Raw genomic sequence first — 16,744 nt, 5'->3', positions numbered from 1 at the left:
AAATGCGTGATTTGTTTCTTACGACATTGAACATGAGTCTGACGGCCAGTTACGTCATCCTCTTTGTGATTCTTGCCAGATTTCTGTTAAAAAAGGCGCCCAAAATCATCTCCTATGCCCTATGGAGTGCCGCTGCATTCCGCCTTGTTTTTCCGTTCTCATTCGAAAGTATATTTAGCCTGTTCCCCCGAGGCACGGATAACTCGATCATCCCGGATAAAATCATCCAGCAATCAAGTCCGCTGATGGATAGTGGCATCACTGTAGTTAATTCGCTCGTAAGCGGGGCGTTTCCAGCCGTTGATTCTGGAGCTAAAGTGAGCTCTCTGCTCATGTATTCAAATATAGGGGCTTATATCTGGATTGTGGGTGCGGCAGTACTGCTCCTTTACAGTGTGGGATCGGTTGTGATCTTAAAGAGACAACTTAAACATGCAGAGTGGGTAGAGGACAATATTTACGAAGCTAGAAATTTGAAGACGCCGTTCGTGCTTGGTCTGATAAGACCCAAGATCTATTTACCCATGGGAATGAGTGCTGACGAGAAAAAGTATATCCTCCTTCACGAACAGACGCATATTCGGCGCAAGGATCATATCATTAAAGCGTTAGCTTTCATCATCCTATCTTTCCATTGGTTTAATCCGCTAGTGTGGATCGCCTTCATCTTAATGAGCATGGACATGGAGCTGTCCTGTGATGAACAGGTACTGAAGAAGTTGGATGCAGATGTGAAGAAGCCTTATGCGGCTTCCCTATTATCGCTTGCTGTCGGAAAGCATATCATGAACGGGAGTCCACTTGCTTTTGGTGAGGGGAGCATAAAAGCAAGGATTAAGAATGTCCTTAAATACAAGCAGCCAAGGCTTTGGGTAACGGCATTCTCTGTTATCTTTGTCATCGCTATTGGTATTGGGCTTATCGCTAATCCAAAAACGACTATATTAAAGGCAGAAGAGTCACTTTTACCGGAGAAGATTGAAGTCCACGAGGAACTGTGGAAAGCTCACACACCTTATATAGGTAATGCCTCCGCTGTTGGAAAACTGATTAGCTTGTTGCCTTTGCCTAATAATGTGCAGTATGACCACATGGAACTGAAAACAAGTGAACGGCCCTATGAAGTTAAACTGGTGTATTCTGCTTCGTCCGAAGTCTTGGCGGCGTATGACAACAAAGAAACGAATGTTTCTCGTCCCTTCTTCAACAATGCGCTGATCCTGCTTGCTCTGATTGATAATGCAGACGGCGTTCAGGCATCCCTGACAGACGGCAACCGTGAAGTGAACTTTAATTATGGACGGGAGTGGGCAAATTATACGGTAGGAGAAGACATCAAAAACTATGCCGAAACTCCTGAGAAGCTGAAAGAGCTTATAAACCTTGAACCAGCACAACAAAATATGGGTAAGGTTACTATGTATCTGATGGAAGAGAGCAAACGTGTCTTTTCTCCTTATTATGATCTTCAAAATTTTGTAATATCGGACTATAAGGAAGAAACGATCGATGGGATTGTGGAAGCTACTTTCACCTACACGATAAACTATAAGAATTATGATAAAGATCCGGATACCGTGAAATACATTAAAGATGCAAAGGAGAGCGGCAGTAAGTATTACCAACAGTTATATGATGAATATCTAGAGACCAAAGAAATGAATTTTTATTTTAAAGTGAAGATGGATAAGGACGGCGGAATGACTCTATTTAGCGCTGATCCTGCTATTAAGGATAGTTGGGATGAAGTACAAATGTCTGATTTTATTATTAATTAAGTAGGCGTGTAGATGGAGTACAAGGAAATGCCTCGCGGAAGCGGGGTGTTTTTTTATATTGGTAGTTTCTAATGACAGATATGATGAGCGGTATCCAGTTCTGATAGATCAATAAATTCAGGACCTTGGAATGTTTTCCAGATACTTGTAATTGGGTATAATCTGTTTAGCAAATAATGGAGTGATACATATGTCCAAAATCCAGGTTCCACCCGAGGTGCTGATTCAAGTCGCTGAGAAGTTCCGTGTAGAGTCCCTACAGATGGAATGGAGAGTAAGTTCACTGGACCATCAAATGGAGACCATGCTGATGTGGGAGGGAACGACGAGGCAGCGTTTTTTTGAAGATTATCATAGAGCTCGCAATGATATGACGAAGACCATCGAATATATGATCTCAATTAGTGAAGAATTAAAACGCATAGCTTATCGATTTAAATTAGTAGATGAAGAGCTATTACCTCTTGCCCTGGTGGGTAGGAATGAAGAACCGAAGGAATGGTTTGAAGAGGCCTGGGATAGCTTGAAAGGATTAGGGAATGATTTTGTAGAAGCTTCTAATGAGAGATATGATAGACGGTATGCTTCTGTGTGGGGCTTTTTGGACTACTGGACAGCTGGGATACCCAAAGCAGCTTATCAAGGGTATGTCGATCGAGCTAATAAGGCGTTTTCTTCCCCGAATGACTTCGCCAATTATATGACCCTTGGAGTCCATGGCACCATTAGAGAAACCCTCTTTCCTACAAAAGCTTGGTCTGAAGAACATATGGCTAGTATATTGGGATCAGCAGGACTTGTTGCGGGTGGAGCTCTTATTAAACCGAAAGATGTGTTGAGGCCATCTGTTAAAAGTGAGGTTGGAAATGGTAAGAAAGGATTGAAAGGTGAATCGGATGGAGATGGAGGGGGAGTAGCGAAGGCTGAGGGGCCGGGAGATGCTCCAACACCAAAGTATGTTCCTAAGGACGCTAGCGGTAATCCCATGGCTCTTCCTAGAACAGACGGGAAAATGGTAAATGGAACCGTTCATGTACCTGAATCAATGAACCCTCATACACAGATTGGGTGGCAAAAAGGTAGAAAAGGGGATTATATTCAGACCCTTGAGTGGGGGGAGAATGGTGTTCCAGTGAAACGTACAGATTGGACTGACCATGGTCGTCCGCAGAATCATACCAATCCACATGACCATCCTGCAGTCTTTCAAGATGGATCATGGAGTTTTAAGTAACGGAGGTGGGAAAGTTGGAGGACAATTATCTTAAAAAACCTACATTTATACTTAGATTAAGTGGCGATCATTTCCAAAGCGAGATAGGTTGTTTGGGAAAACAGCTTGTTCAAATACTAGACTGTATTCATCAGGAAACTTCCAATTATACTTGGTTTGCTTTTGATGTGTTTGGTAGCAGTAATCAACCATCCGAAGTGTTGTTTCCAAAACCATACTCAGAAATCCTAAGTACAGATGAACTGATTAACAAAGCAGAAGAGATAGTGCAGTTCTATTCGGGAGTGTTCATCGGGATTAAGAAAGGTAAAGAAATTGGATGGAATACCGATACATTACCGGAAACAGAAGAAAGTGAAGGATTACAACATCCTGAGGCAGAATTAGAAATTCGTCCATTTGATACTTCGTATTTTGAAGTTTACGGTATGGACATTGATATCGAAAATAAAATTAAATCTTATTTCATGTAATTGTATTGAGAACACCAGTAGAGATTTTACTGGTGTTTTTTTATAGTTGAAAGGAGTACCCATTGCCGGATAAACCGAAAGTATTGAGCTATGACTTGGGTAGAGAGGGGACTAGGGTTCCACATCCCTCTATCTCTGGAGTATATGATGTTTACTATAAGTTAAAATAATTCAGATTTCTATGGGGGTTTGAAAGAAACAACATGATTAAATATTTGTATACAACTGAATATAATGAAGATTATAACGATGTTATTTTGGATTTTGGTATAGATAAATCTTTGAAGAATGGTTATCTGATTAGTAATTCATTAGGTTCAGATATTTTTGGGGATTTTGCTGCTTTGCGGGAGGGAATAGAAAAGATGCTTGAATTAATAAAAGGGAAAATTACCTTATACGAAGGCGGGGGGAATGTAAACTTAATACAATCTGACAAGTACTACACAACCATTAAAGATATTTTTGCAAAAGATGATGAAGAGGATAGACTTTAGAATTTGTGGAAATAATATTGGTCTGGGCAAAAGAAAATTTTCAGTATAAGTGCAAGCGAGGCGTTATATTAAGAGAAGAGGCAGAATTAGCAGTAGAATGGATAAATAAAAAAATGCTCAGTTGTGTATGAATTTGAGAGACGATAAGGCGAGTTATTCCTACTAATTTAAAGAAGTTATGGGAGTTAGTCAGTGTTAGTTCAATCCAACATATTAATTGAAGGCACACTAAGAATCTAATAGTGTTACACCAATCAGGTCGATTCTATGGTCAGTTACAACCAGGATTGACCTTTTTAGTTATCATTGTATCCGTTTTATTAAAAATAGAAATCAATTTATTTAGTTGATGAAGAGCTATTACCTCTTGCTCTGGTAGGAAGCAGCAACGAGGAACCAAAGGAATGGTTTGAAGAGGCCTGCAAATGCTTGGTCTAAAGAAAATATGGCTAGTATTTTTGGATCAGCAGGACTTGTTGCGGGTGGAGCTCTTATTAAACCGAAAGATATATTGAAGCCATCTGTTAAGAATGCGGTTGGAAATGGTAAAAAAAGATTGAAGCATGATTCGGAGGGAGGTATAGGGGGACTCCAAAGGAGATTGAAGGGGCTTTTTAAATAAACCAAAAGCAGTAGCGAGTTCCTTTGGTGTCATGGTGAGTACAGTGTTACTGATCACTGCTTTTGGTACGCAGATGGGCTTGATGCAAGTAGCTGCCCAGATCGAAAAAGTGAACACCTATGACTTAAAAGTCGATTATATGAGAGGAACTGTCCTCGAGACGGTACACTGCCCAGCGGTATTGAGAGTAGTTATGATCTATCTACCTTTCCGGTGGAGCTCATCCTAGGAGAAGATAACGAGAATGCCACGTTAGTGGTTACGGATAAAGAAAATACACTTATTCATTTCATGGACGAAAATGAAAAGCGGTTCGCGTTGAATGACAGTGGTGTGCTAGTGCCTAAATAGTATGCCGACAAATACCGGATCGCAGAAGGGGATCTCATCGGAATCAAGTTCACCGATCCAGCGGTTGCTATCAAAACGGTCGACATGAAGGTTGCACATATATCCACCCAGTATTCGAATCCGTCTTTTTATATCACACCGGAGTATCTAGAGAGCTTTGGCATCGCCAATAATCCAACAACGCTATTAGTCGAAGCGAGTAACGCAGCGGATCTTACAACCGTTCGTAGCTTCTTCGAGCAAGATCAACAAGTGGAATCCATTGCAGATAAGACAGATTTAAAGTGATCCGCGGAGTATATAAAATAGTATTAATCTGAAGAAGGATATGATATATTTAAGATGTGTTTTATTGTCGGAGCAAAGCATGCCCAATTATTTTTTTGGGCATGCTTATTTTGTTATTGGGAGGATTTTATGAAAAGTGTAATCTCTTATCCGGATCGAGGAAAGTGGGGGGAGTCTAACTACAGAGGAAATTGCTCTGGGTTTGTAATTAAAGACTTACTTGAGTTTTACAAACCCAAATCCTTTATGGAGGTTTTTGCAGGAGGAGGTACTGGCTATGAAATAGCAAGAGAGCTAGGGTACACAGAATCTGTCCATTTAGATTTAAATCCACGTTGGGGTATGTGGAATGCGTTGAAGGATGATATACCAATTCAGTCTGACTTCATCTTTTGCCATCCTCCGTATTTTGATATGGTTATTTATTCAGGAAAAGTATGGGGAGAGCCTCATGAAGATGATTTATCACGCGCAAAAGATTATCAAGATTTTATTAAAAAACTTAATATAGTTCACGGTAGATTATTTGATAGTCTTCAAGGAGGGGGGAGGCTTGCAACATTGATCGGAGATTGTAGGAAGCAAGGAACTTACTACTCAATCATTAAAGATATGGATTTTTTTGGATCAATAGAATCTCATATCATTAAATTGCAACATAATCAGAGTTCTTCGAGAAAAAAATATATAGGGAATTTCATTCCAATTGTTCACGAGCACTTACTGATTTTTAGAAAATAATAACTTAATAGTAAAGATAATTAAAAATCAGGTTGAATAGATGAATAATTTGGTCTCCCCTATACTACATGGAAAAAGTTAAAGTTGTGAATAATAGAGCCATTTGTTATAGCCTCTTAGCGGGCAAGAGTTAATCGTTAGGTGGCTTTAATATTAAGATGGTCATTATGTTCGTTCAAATAATTCATTGAAATCATATATTTCTAATGCCTCCATTATCAACTCTAAGTGATTCTTATTAATAACTGACCTTAAATCGCGAGATATGTCAGATAGAGTACTCTCGTGTAGCCCTGTTAGTTCTGATAATTGTTTCTGGGTTATCCCTCGTTTAAGTAGTAATTCTTTTAATTTAAAGTGGATAGACATACGAGTCACCTCATTTAATATTATACACAAATAATCTACTAATAAATATACTACTAATTACAACCGTTTGGACCTGACAACAAAAGGACCCTTTGGCGATTAGGGATTGCTTCTCGTTTGTGAGACAGGAATCAAAACACCTTACAAGCCTAAGCAGCTAGTTGCCGGAAATAAATCGGTAACTGGTTAATTAGTTTCGTTTGAATGCGAATTGAGTTATAGTAATTAACGGTTTGCTCAACGATTGCCGTCGTTGTACAGGTTAAACCTTCGAGATAGAACGTTTCAGACTTTAGAGTGGAATGGAACGATTCAATGGAGGCATTATCAGCGGGCGTGCCCTTACGGGACATGCTCATGGTAATGCCGTTTCCTTTTACAGCTTCCTGATATGCTAGAGCTTGATCACTATGAAGTATTACGTCTGGTAGAAACGGCAGCGTATCCAGCACCAATCCAGTATCTTGTCTGTCTGCTATACTGTAAGCCACTATTTCTCCGTTAAACAACTCTAAGATGCTTGATAGGTACAGCGTTTTTACGCCAAACGGTAAATACGTAATATCCGTGACGAGTGCATCAGCCTTTAAGTTGGCGCTTTAACAGATGCTCTGCTATATATGCAGGTTGTCCCTTTGGTTTGCGTTTTTTGACTTTGACACGACACTGAAGTCGTCCATCTGATTGTATACGTTTTGTGAATGATTGTATGTCCTCCTTGAAGAAAGCCGTTATCTTCGGTATCCATAATGAAATTTTTGCTGAATACAGAGGTTGCGAATCTTCTGGGCTATCATATGTTCCTTGTGTTCGCTCGCATACTTGGCTTTCCAGCGGTAGTAAGTAATACGAGGGCTCTCTTACCACCCGCATGCTTGATTGACAACGGCTTCTCCCCGGATGGATTAGATCGAGTCCACGACAACCTTTGGTGACAACTCCTTTTCACAGATCCTTGTACTTTTTTAGCACATCTAAATTGTTGTTTCAAAAGCCGATTCTCCACTTTTAGGTTTCTCTAGTTCGGATGTATACTCAGGTCCTTTTCCATAACTGTATTGTTTGCCTACAGGTTGCTCCAGACGATTCGTGTCAACTTTACGATACGACTGCATCTAGGTTTTAACTTGAGTCTTATTACGTATACCTTAGTTGCTCCATAGCTTCTTTAATTGCAATCCCAGCCAATCTCATTTCAATGGCTTTCATCTTCACATCCACAGGGTAGCTAACTTTTGTTTCCAATGAAAAAACACCTCTAAGATTGTATTCATATCTTACGACATGAACGCATTCTCTTGAAGGCGTTTTGATTTGTCTCACTTTATGGAGCAGTTTAGCAGTTCCATTATGCCAAAAGATCTTTTTTAACTTATCTTTCTTGCTAAGATAAGCCATTCTTGAACTTTACGATTCTTGTCATCTTTTCTTCCCATAGTACTATGCAAGTAATCCTGAGATCGAACTTCAACAGTATAATTGCTACCAAAAGTAACATTTGCTAGTTCTTGCAATTCGTCAAGTAATATCATGCCTGTATTACTATAGCTAAGTACTAGGTTAGCTTCTTTATTTGCAATTTTTCTGAACATTTCCTCAAAAGCTTTTCTAACCTTTGTTCGAATGCAAAAAGGGGATTGGTGCCTGTCAGTTCTATATCTGCCCTTAAATTTTACATCAGGGTAGTCATATCTTACCAAAGTTTCGATTGCATGATAAAATCTAGAATAATGGACAAAACAATATGGTGGATCAGCATACACTGTAGTATTTGGTTCAATCAAGTCCAAACATTCCAAATAATCGAGCGAAGTTACTTTATGTTTAAGGGGGTTTCTTCCTAACACTCCTTGAAATTCTTCAAACTTTCTTTGGAAATAAGGAAGAATCTCTTTTTGACGGTAAATTTTAATATCGTTCATTGACTCTACAGTGTTTGGATCGCGGTATTGTGCATAATGACCTGTACTTTGAGAATTATATGACATGGCAAACATTAAACTGGATATAATCGGATAATAAAAAGCGGTATTTTTATAGTCATCTGCAACAGACCGTATTGAATCTATCCACACACATTGTTTGTAAGACCAATAGGTGCCTGAATAATTCTTTACAAACAGATGATAGTCGTATTTTGAAAAATCATATCCAACAAGATCCTGTTGTTCTTTTTCAATTTCCTGAAACTGCTGAAGAGTTAGCTCGTTTTCGTAATTAAAATTAAGATTTGGATGTGCGCTGAAGAAAATCTGGGCACGTTCAGATGCTTTCTCAATAACTTCACTTAATATGTTCTTGTTTTCTTCCCAGTTATAATCCGCTAGGTAGGTGTTAGCCAAAAATGAAGAGTAAACCTGAATGTCGTTAGAAAAAACAGGCGCTGAATTTCTTAGTGCGCCTGCTAGCGAAGCTGAACCAGCAAACAAATCACATACAGTCCCACCAAGATAACTATCCTGTATACCTTGAATCACAAAATCTAGTATCTGTTTTTTTGAACCCATGTATTTGGTGATATGGGGTGCGTTAATATCGTAATTTTTCAACTGAAGAGTATCCTCTTCTGTAGTCGTAGTTGCATTGTTAATCATTGATAACACCCTTTCATTCTCTTAGAACTTAATTATATCACTTTAAGAGAGATACAGATACGGCTTGTGATTCATTATTTCATAAATTCGTGAATTTGTGAATGACTTTGTGGTATTTTGATTAGATTTTCTTAATGATGAGTCATTTAGACCAAATACAAGTAAATGGAGACATAGAATATGCTATCTAAAATTAATGCTTCGCAAACAAAATATGGAATTGTGAATATTATTGCCCTTGTTAAAGAAGGTCGTTTGCGTGATTACCTTAATGGTACATATCGTAGTGAACTATCAATAGACCCATCGCAACTTCGCGCTACAGTAGGACTTTATGAAAACGGTGAAATCCCGACTTATTGGGATGAAATACAAAAGTATCCTGAGCAAATTGGGTTGTTTTGTTTAACTGCGGTTTTATTCACACATGAAAGTTTCATAAGTATTTTTAGTGGATCCGCCACTGAAAATATGAAAGGTGTAATAAATAGAAAACAATTCGACAATGAGAAGACATTTACAAATATTCGAGGTATTTTAGTTACTTCAAAAGCATCGTCAGATCAAGCGATACGAGCGGATATCGTTGCATATGATTTTTCAGAACTTTTTAAGTCTGGTGAAGTGGGTAAGCTTGTAAAAATACTATTATTTGATAGATTGAAAAAGACTTATTGGGAGGAAAATCCAACCGGAAATTATAAAGAACACATTAGGGATTTTTACGAGCAATGTATTTCATATAAGTTCCATTTAGTGTTCTCACTTAGTGCAAAACAGTTTGTGAGTTGGTTGGATGGGAATGCGCTTGTTGAAGATAATGAAATTCCATTAGAATTTGACTTGTCAAATGATGTTGAAGTTGATACGCACTTGTTGGTTTCGCTTGCGACTAAGCCTTTTCTAATTTTAACTGGGGCAAGTGGAACTGGAAAGACATACGGCATTAGGAAATTGGCATATTCTATCAACCCACTTAAACATAAAGACGAAAACTTTAATATAACCTTCATTCCTGTTGAAGCAGGTTGGAAGGATGGTAGAAATATTATTGGATATAAAAATCCTTTCGGTGAGGAGGGGGAGGTTTATCAACCTACATTGTTGATAAATATGCTGTTAAAGGCGAATTCAAAAAGATATAACGAAATACCTTTTTTTGTTCTTTTTGACGAAATGAACTTATCCCATGTGGAAATGTACTTTGCCCGGTTCCTTGCATTACTTGAAACTTCAAGACACGAAGGTATAAGTAATGTTCCGTTATTAGCAACAAATGAGTTGTTGTTGTTACAAAAATATTACCAAAATAATACCGAATACCTCGAATATATATATGAAGCAATTAGTAGGAATGGACTTTACATACCAGACAATGTATTTTTTATTGGTACAGTAAATATTGACGAGACAACTTATATGTTTTCCCCAAAGGTGCTTGATCGTTCATTTGTTATTGAAAGAAACACAGAGCCTCCTTCAAATATTTTGAATCAATCCCTTATTAGTAGTGATGTGAAGGCTTCTCTGAGTATCGGCGAACTAAACAAATATTTATTAGAACCATTGAATGTTAGTAGAATGTTAAATAATTCAAGTCCGGAAGAAGGTGCATTAATAAAACCAATCATAGACTTCCTTGACAAAGTTTATGAATTGGTTGAAGAATTCACCTTTGGTTATCGTATTGTCGTTGAAAGTTCTGAATACTTTTTAAAGGCAATGGAACTGTATACAAACTATAATGTAAAATTAGATTGGTTAGTGAAAAATGATAGTTTATTTGATGAAATTCTTATGCAAAAAATATTGCCAAAAATTCATGGGAACCGAAAGCAACTGGGATTATTGCTTAAAAAGTTAACACAGTTCTGTAAGGTTGGAGACGAGATAAGATATAACAAATCTTATGCGAAGTTAGTCGCAATGGAGAAAAATCTAAACGTTACAGGGTATTGTGGTTTTATATGCTAATAAGTAAATTTACACGAACTATAGAAACTTTGTTGGGGCACCCTCTTGTTTTTTCCTTATTACTCAACAGGACATCTGACGTTGGAACTGAGTTTCACTCTAATCGACTTATAGGATATCGATTTTACGGCGTTGATTCTAATGATTATTGGATCAGCAATTCGCGTCCCCCTTTGATGTTTGTTAGAGATGTAGCATCGGACATATTTAAGGATATATGCTTGCGTGAAGAGACTGAGTTTGATTTTGTTCTTGACTACCCAATGAGCAAAAGAGAGATTTTGTTAAAAAGGAAAGAGCCACAGAATGAAATCTATCCTTTCTTAAGTAGAAAAATGATGCACTATATTTCGTTTAATAATATTGAGACTTGGGTTGAGGTTGGAGCAGAAGTTACAAGAATATCTGGTAGAATAAACTTTAAAAGTTATGCAGGTATTGTAAAGTTTGAATTTCATGATGCATTAGATACTATTGAGTTAGAAGTGATAAGCTATAAAATAAATTATGAAGATGATTTCAGAATATTGTTAAGTGAATTAGCTCAATACCATAGCGAACTTATTTTCTTGTTGGATCAACCGACTGAGGTTTCTTTAGGGATCGATCAAATGTCTGAAGCCTCGCCTCAAGTGTCAATTTTTCATTTGCGAAGATTAATGGAAAGAAATAACCTTCCACTAGCGATTGAGACAATTTTAGCAAATCCCCATGTTAAGATAAGTCACAATATACTAGCTGATGATAGTTCACTTATTGTAAGTCCAGATCTTTTTGAAATTAGTTCGAATTCAAGTGGATTCAACTGGGTAAAAGGTGGAATTCTAAATAGGCGATTTAAGGGTTTTACTCCAATGTCTTTGCCTGAAGAGTATATCGATCATGTGTTTGACACACAAGAAAACCAATTTGTTAAATTTTTCCTTGAAGAATTGGCAGATAACATTCAGAAATTACTAAGCACCTTACCCTCGAAATTTCAAAATAGTAAGGTTTTTTTAGAGAATAGTTTAGATATTATTGAAGGGTACTTAAACGAACCATTTTTTCAGAATATTAGTCCTTTTAGACGAATCTCGAATTCTATGATTATCCAAAAGAGAAGTGGATATAAAGATTTATTTAGGCTTCTTCAAGAGTTTGAGCTGGGACTTCAATTAGAATCCAATATTTCAGAGTTCGATAGTGTCAATGGAGACCTACGTCCAATACATAAACTTTATGAATATTGGTGTTACTTTTCATTGTTCGGTATACTACAAAAAATATGCGGTCAATCAACAACCTCTGATATTCTTTTGAGGTCAGATAGGGGGTATACCCTCAACCTAACAGAAAAAAATGAAAGTAAGATCAGTTTTGTTTACAATAATTCTGAAGTAAACTTATTCTACAATCGAGACTTTAAAAAAAATGTTGATGAGAGTTGGGAAGGAACATATGACGGAGGGGTGTATCATCCGGACTTCAGTTTACAAATAATTAGTCAGGGGCAAACACATTGGATTCATTTTGATGCAAAGTACAAATTGGATTATAAAAAATTTATTTCAATGATTAAAAGTAGTGAAGAAGATGAGTTCTTAAAGGTGCAAGAAGGAAGTTACAAAAGAAATGATATTTACACAGCACATGCATATAGAGATGCAATTTTAGGTTCAAGAGGTGTTTATATTCTCTACCCAGATAATGTTGAGCATCTCAGTATATTTACTCGTAACCCCAAAAAGGATTACTCTTTTAACCTTCCATCAATAGGAGCAATCCCTCTTAGACCTGGAGAGAATAGCTTTAATAAAAAACAGCAACAACAACTTCAGCAACACATCGTTGTAATTTTAAATCTTCTTACATCGGGAAAGTTCGAATACCAAGAGGAAGTAGGCAAATTAAAGGATTAGATCACATCCTTATTATTAGAAAAATTTTATACTAATGAATTGAAGAAAGAAATAACATACATTGAATATGTGTGATGATAAGTACAAAAATAAACAAGCTTCTGGTAATACTCCTAGGGCTTGTTTTTTTGTCTAATGAAATAAATATTAGAGAAAGAAGTTCTTAATAGTGGAGGCATATTCTTACCAACACTTATCTCATGATGGAGAAGGACATCTAAACTTAAGCTGACATGCAAGGATTTTTCTAGTTCTCCAATTCCAACTCCCTCTCATACCCCTCCACTAAAACCGAAGCCTTAACATGAAGCGCCCTAGCTAATGCAGTAATCGTTAGCAATGTAGGCGCTTTTTCTCCGTTCTCAAGTTCACTAATATAAGACCGATCGACGCGGGAGTATAGGCTCAACTCATCTTGGGTGAGCTTATTTTCTTTGCGGATTTTTCGAAGCGCTCTGCCGAAGGCAAGTAACTCTATGGATTTTTCATTATGATTCGTCACGTTATAACCCCTTAATGGATAGTTAGATTCATCTTATGCGGTTCTATAAGCGAATTTCTGTAGGCTATTGCCTACAAAGTGGTTAGAGTGATATAATACAGATACTGGAAAATGGTAATACCGGATTAATAAAGTGTGTTCTTATTGAGAGTAGGGGGGGGCTAATCATGAAATCGATGGTAACGAGTAATACCGATGCAAGTGTGGATCTGTCCTCTCAGCAGGAACAGGAAGAAGCAGACTGCTTTGACCAAGGTGCGATTTTTCTTCTTACCCAATGCTCTCAAGAATATATGAGTCTATCTCTACATCTCTTAGACAAAAAATTTCTTCACGTCAGTTTACTACTATGCACCAGAGCCCTAGAATCCATGCTAAACGCTTTATATATAAAGCAGGAGAGAAGATCACTTAGTACAAATATTTTGCTAGATGATATACTTCGGATGTTTTCTGAAAAATCATTGATGAACGTTGAAACGTTGATATTCATCCAATCCCTATCCTTTTTATCACAAGAGATCTCTTTAATTAGTAAAATGCAGCCTTCACATTTAATAGACTTGATCAAGAGAGTGGATGAACTTCTTCTTCAGATATCCAGCCAACTAGAAATGCCCTACGAAACATACCACTCTGTCTTTGAAAAATAAAGCTTGGATCGGATTGGTTCAGTTTATTGTCCACTGGCATGATCGGGGAAATTGCTTCGAGTGGTGTTACTGGAGCTCTTCTTAAATAGAAAGTTGCAAGGTGGTTGGAGGGGAGAAAGAATGAACTGCGAGTTGTTTTACGATCTAATTTAGAAGAAAATTGCTAGAAAGATTTACTCTTGAATTTCTGAATCGGTGGAGGAAGCTTCTGAGTCGCATCTCCAACATACAATTCAGATCCATTCCATTGAGGCCATTCGTCGGGGCTGGTTGTCCCCGTTTAAATATTTTGGTGTCTATGATCATCGATTCGACAGGCTGATTTTTTGGCGAGTTATTTTCAAGACAGGGGAGTAGCAGCAGTTAGTCTTCACTCAGGAACCAACGGGATCACCAAGGGAGAGGAGATTAACAGTCTGACAAGTGAAAAGCTAGAGGTCATTTTTACGGTTGATTTGTTTAATGAGGGTGTAGATATTCCAAGTGTGAATACGCTGCTATTCGTTCGTCCGACGGAATCCTTAACAGCAATGGTGGGAATAGCAAAGAGGGGCGAGAGCCGCTCTTTTTTTGTTGCCTACTTCTGTTTAGTAAAGGCCACTCTCAATGATCTGATCTTCGATTCAAGTTCCTCAGACGATAACTCTTTTGAGAAATTCTTCATTTCACTTTAACGGCTAGGTCCTATTTCATTAAATGAATGTTGATTTAGTCTTTGTTGAGCTACATAAGGGTTTAAAATATGTATAGGCTATTACATTTGCATATTCTATTGTAAAATTAGGCTTATAGTACTAGTTATACACTAAACACTGTTTTAAATGCCGAACTATAAATGAGCGTATACGTTTGCAATTACAAAGGGTGAATTTGGAGGTCATAAACAACTTCGACAAGCTATAGTCTGAACAAGGGCAACTACGATCTACTTGTCATCGATGAATCACACAATTTCCGTAACAACAAACTGGGTACCGAAGCATCGAGGATATCTTTAAATTAAGGAGCTATAACAAACATGACTACTTTATCTGCACAAGAAATGCCACTACATAAGGTTTTTTCGGATGATTATTTATTTACGATTCCTGCTGTTCAGCGGCCATACTCATGGACGACAGACCAAGCAGGGGAGCTGTTGGATGATTTGCTGCAGTTCATCGAAGAGAATCAGATTACTCCTACCAATGTGAGTCAAAAGCAAGACCCCTATTTCTTAGGCAGTATTGTTCTGGTTAAGCGTGACAAACCAGATTCAGATGTATTAGATGGTCAACAAAGGCTTACGACACTGACTATTTTACTTGCGGTTTTGCGCGACGCATTAGGGGGAGAGTACGCTTCTAATATCGAGGCTATGATACTCCAAAAGGGAAATCGAATCTTAAACAAGTCAGATATGTATCGTTTACAACTTCGGAAGATTGATAATGACTTTTTTAAGAATCATATTCAAATCAACGGATCCACCTCTAAACTTACTAATGAAACGCCGGTAAAGACGGATAGTCAGAAAGCGATAAGAGATAATGCTTTATTTTTTATTGAGAAGTTAAATGAATTAGAAGAGGATAAGATCAATAGTTTGCCAAGTGTTATTGCAACACTGTGTTACCTTGTTATTGTGTCTACTCCTAATTTTGATTCTGCATTTCGTATCTTTACGGTGCTTAATGACCGCGGGCTTGATCTCATGACGAGTGATATTTTCAAGGCGAAGGTCATTGGTGATATAGAAGATAGTGAGAGGGATGTATACACCCAAAAGTGGGAGGATATAGAGGTTTCTCTTGGAAGAGATCATTTTAACAAGTTGTTTGATCATATACGAATGATTGTCCAGAAGCGTAAAGGTAGTGCGAATTATAAAGAAGAATATAATGAGATTTTTTCAAAAATCAGCGGTTGTAAATTTATTGATGAATTTTTAATTCCCTATGGTGATATATTTCAAAAAATCAATAATTATCGGGCTTACTATAATGATCCTGAAATTGTGAAGATACTCAGTCTACTTAATCGGATAGATAATAATGATTGGATTCCACCTACTATGTATTTTATGAAAAATTATCAATACGATCATACAACGTTAATGAAGTTCTTATCTCGGTTAGAAGTATTGGCGGGAGTAGCCATGATTTTAAGGAAAAACTTCAACTGGAGGATGTCAAAGTATTCTCTGATCTTAAGAGAGATGGAGCAAGGAAAAGATTTGTATTCTCATGAATCTTCTCTGGAAATCATCGATGTAGACAAAAAGGAAGTTTTAGAAAAACTGCAAGGTGATGTCTATTCTGATTTAAAGGATACAGCCAAACGATATCTTCTACTTCGCTTAGATTCTCTTTTGACAAATGGACAACCTTATTATGACCACTCCGTCATTACAGTTGAACATGTATTGCCGCAGACTCCCAAATCTGATAGTGAATGGTTAAAGCATTTTAAGAATCCTGAACAATATGTTCATAAGCTAGGCAATCTAGTATTGCTTACACGTGCTAAAAACTCGCAGGCTAGAAATTATGACTTCAATAAAAAGAAAATGTCTTATTTCCAATCTAGTAATGGAGTCAGCTCATTTGCTTTAACTTCTCAAGTCATACAAGAGACTGAATGGACTCCGGATGTGCTACTGTCACGGCAGAGTAAATTGATTCAATTGTTGAAGACAGCATGGAAATTGGATAGTCAGTAAACCACTATCATTTCATCATCATATAGGCGTGAATGTGTTACTTTACTCAAGTAACTTAAGTTATTA

At 37.4% G+C, this 16,744-nt stretch carries 13 protein-coding genes and 3 pseudogenes; 12 read left to right on the top strand and 4 right to left on the bottom strand.

The genetic code is table 11. The features are described from left to right. Positions 1-2: 2 nt before the first annotated feature. From AC3WJJ_RS23065 to AC3WJJ_RS23035, 7 genes and pseudogenes are all read left to right on the top strand, one after another. Positions 3-1,778, top strand: coding sequence for a M56 family metallopeptidase (locus AC3WJJ_RS23065; protein ID WP_492544188.1), 1,776 nt, complete (start codon positions 3-5; stop codon positions 1,776-1,778). 190 nt (positions 1,779-1,968) lie between these two features. Continuing rightward, positions 1,969-3,012 carry a WXG100 family type VII secretion target gene (locus AC3WJJ_RS23060; RefSeq protein ID WP_492544186.1) on the top strand — a complete coding sequence of 348 codons (1,044 nt, stop codon included), beginning with the start codon at positions 1,969-1,971 and terminating at the stop codon, positions 3,010-3,012. A 14-nt stretch (positions 3,013-3,026) separates the two neighbouring features. Next, entirely contained in the window at positions 3,027-3,485 is a 459-nt protein-coding gene (locus tag AC3WJJ_RS23055) for a hypothetical protein (protein ID WP_492544184.1), read from the top strand. A 203-nt stretch (positions 3,486-3,688) separates the two neighbouring features. Beyond that, positions 3,689-3,982 carry a hypothetical protein gene (locus AC3WJJ_RS23050; protein ID WP_492544182.1) on the top strand — a complete coding sequence of 98 codons (294 nt, stop codon included), beginning with the start codon at positions 3,689-3,691 and terminating at the stop codon, positions 3,980-3,982. A 445-nt stretch (positions 3,983-4,427) separates the two neighbouring features. Further along, positions 4,428-4,604 (top strand): hypothetical protein, encoded by a 177-nt coding sequence (locus AC3WJJ_RS23045; RefSeq protein WP_492544180.1) that lies wholly within the window; start codon positions 4,428-4,430, stop codon positions 4,602-4,604. Beyond that, positions 4,594-5,240: pseudogene (locus AC3WJJ_RS23040) on the top strand (ABC transporter permease family protein); the annotation flags it as partial. The gene AC3WJJ_RS23045 and the pseudogene AC3WJJ_RS23040, both read left to right, overlap by 11 nt. 132 nt (positions 5,241-5,372) lie before the next feature. Next, positions 5,373-5,984, top strand: coding sequence for a DNA modification methylase (locus AC3WJJ_RS23035; RefSeq protein WP_492544178.1), 612 nt, complete (start codon positions 5,373-5,375; stop codon positions 5,982-5,984). A 165-nt stretch (positions 5,985-6,149) separates the two neighbouring features. Here the strand turns inward: AC3WJJ_RS23035 and AC3WJJ_RS23030 are convergent, their stop codons facing one another. The 3 genes and pseudogenes from AC3WJJ_RS23030 to AC3WJJ_RS23020 all read right to left on the bottom strand — a co-directional run bounded on the left by AC3WJJ_RS23030 (position 6,150) and on the right by AC3WJJ_RS23020 (position 8,947). Next, positions 6,150-6,362 carry a helix-turn-helix domain-containing protein gene (locus AC3WJJ_RS23030; RefSeq protein WP_492544176.1) on the bottom strand — a complete coding sequence of 71 codons (213 nt, stop codon included), beginning with the start codon at positions 6,360-6,362 and terminating at the stop codon, positions 6,150-6,152. 140 nt (positions 6,363-6,502) lie between these two features. After that, a pseudogene (locus tag AC3WJJ_RS23025) lies at positions 6,503-7,598 on the bottom strand (IS3 family transposase). Positions 7,599-7,720: 122 nt separating this feature from the next. Further along, a complete protein-coding gene (locus AC3WJJ_RS23020; protein ID WP_492544174.1) occupies positions 7,721-8,947 on the bottom strand; it encodes a DNA adenine methylase in 1,227 nt (408 codons plus the stop codon). Positions 8,948-9,127: 180 nt separating this feature from the next. On the opposite strand from AC3WJJ_RS23020, the gene AC3WJJ_RS23015 reads away from it, so the two are divergent. Both AC3WJJ_RS23015 and AC3WJJ_RS23010 read left to right on the top strand, forming a co-directional pair. After that, positions 9,128-10,921 (top strand): McrB family protein, encoded by a 1,794-nt coding sequence (locus AC3WJJ_RS23015; RefSeq protein ID WP_492544172.1) that lies wholly within the window; start codon positions 9,128-9,130, stop codon positions 10,919-10,921. A gap of 263 nt (positions 10,922-11,184) precedes the next feature. Beyond that, a complete protein-coding gene (locus tag AC3WJJ_RS23010; protein WP_492544169.1) occupies positions 11,185-12,822 on the top strand; it encodes a DUF2357 domain-containing protein in 1,638 nt (545 codons plus the stop codon). Between the two features lie 247 nt (positions 12,823-13,069). Here AC3WJJ_RS23010 and AC3WJJ_RS23005 read toward each other — a convergent pair whose 3' ends face one another. Then, positions 13,070-13,324 carry a helix-turn-helix domain-containing protein gene (locus AC3WJJ_RS23005; protein ID WP_492544167.1) on the bottom strand — a complete coding sequence of 85 codons (255 nt, stop codon included), beginning with the start codon at positions 13,322-13,324 and terminating at the stop codon, positions 13,070-13,072. 167 nt (positions 13,325-13,491) lie between these two features. Between AC3WJJ_RS23005 and AC3WJJ_RS23000 the strand changes: the two genes are divergently transcribed. The 3 genes and pseudogenes from AC3WJJ_RS23000 (at position 13,492) to AC3WJJ_RS22990 (ending at position 16,678) form a co-directional block, all read left to right on the top strand. Continuing rightward, on the top strand, positions 13,492-13,977 hold the full coding sequence (locus AC3WJJ_RS23000) for a hypothetical protein (RefSeq protein ID WP_492544165.1): 486 nt from the start codon (positions 13,492-13,494) through the stop codon (positions 13,975-13,977). A 234-nt stretch (positions 13,978-14,211) separates the two neighbouring features. Then, positions 14,212-14,508: pseudogene (locus AC3WJJ_RS22995) on the top strand (helicase-related protein); the annotation flags it as partial. 487 nt (positions 14,509-14,995) lie between these two features. After that, on the top strand, positions 14,996-16,678 hold the full coding sequence (locus tag AC3WJJ_RS22990; RefSeq protein WP_492544163.1) for a DUF262 domain-containing protein: 1,683 nt from the start codon (positions 14,996-14,998) through the stop codon (positions 16,676-16,678). Positions 16,679-16,744: the final 66 nt, after the last annotated feature.

The sequence above is a fragment of the Paenibacillus sp. FW507-14B1B genome (genome assembly GCF_058781425.1).
Note: the sequence above shows the minus strand (reverse complement) of the source record. Positions and strands in the feature narration are given on the sequence as shown.

Bases quoted from the DNA above. Each gene is read 5' to 3' on its own strand.
- AC3WJJ_RS23065 (WP_492544188.1), top strand. From the start codon at position 3: ATGCGTGATTTGTTTCTTACGACATTGAACATGAGTCTGACGGCCAGT.
- AC3WJJ_RS23060 (WP_492544186.1), top strand. From the start codon at position 1,969: ATGTCCAAAATCCAGGTTCCACCCGAGGTGCTGATTCAAGTCGCTGAG.
- AC3WJJ_RS23050 (WP_492544182.1), top strand. From the start codon at position 3,689: ATGATTAAATATTTGTATACAACTGAATATAATGAAGATTATAACGAT.
- AC3WJJ_RS23045 (WP_492544180.1), top strand. From the start codon at position 4,428: ATGGCTAGTATTTTTGGATCAGCAGGACTTGTTGCGGGTGGAGCTCTT.
- AC3WJJ_RS23035 (WP_492544178.1), top strand. From the start codon at position 5,373: ATGAAAAGTGTAATCTCTTATCCGGATCGAGGAAAGTGGGGGGAGTCT.
- AC3WJJ_RS23020 (WP_492544174.1), bottom strand. From the start codon at position 8,947: ATGATTAACAATGCAACTACGACTACAGAAGAGGATACTCTTCAGTTG.
- AC3WJJ_RS23015 (WP_492544172.1), top strand. From the start codon at position 9,128: ATGCTATCTAAAATTAATGCTTCGCAAACAAAATATGGAATTGTGAAT.
- AC3WJJ_RS23010 (WP_492544169.1), top strand. From the start codon at position 11,185: ATGAGCAAAAGAGAGATTTTGTTAAAAAGGAAAGAGCCACAGAATGAA.
- AC3WJJ_RS23000 (WP_492544165.1), top strand. From the start codon at position 13,492: ATGAAATCGATGGTAACGAGTAATACCGATGCAAGTGTGGATCTGTCC.
- AC3WJJ_RS22990 (WP_492544163.1), top strand. From the start codon at position 14,996: ATGACTACTTTATCTGCACAAGAAATGCCACTACATAAGGTTTTTTCG.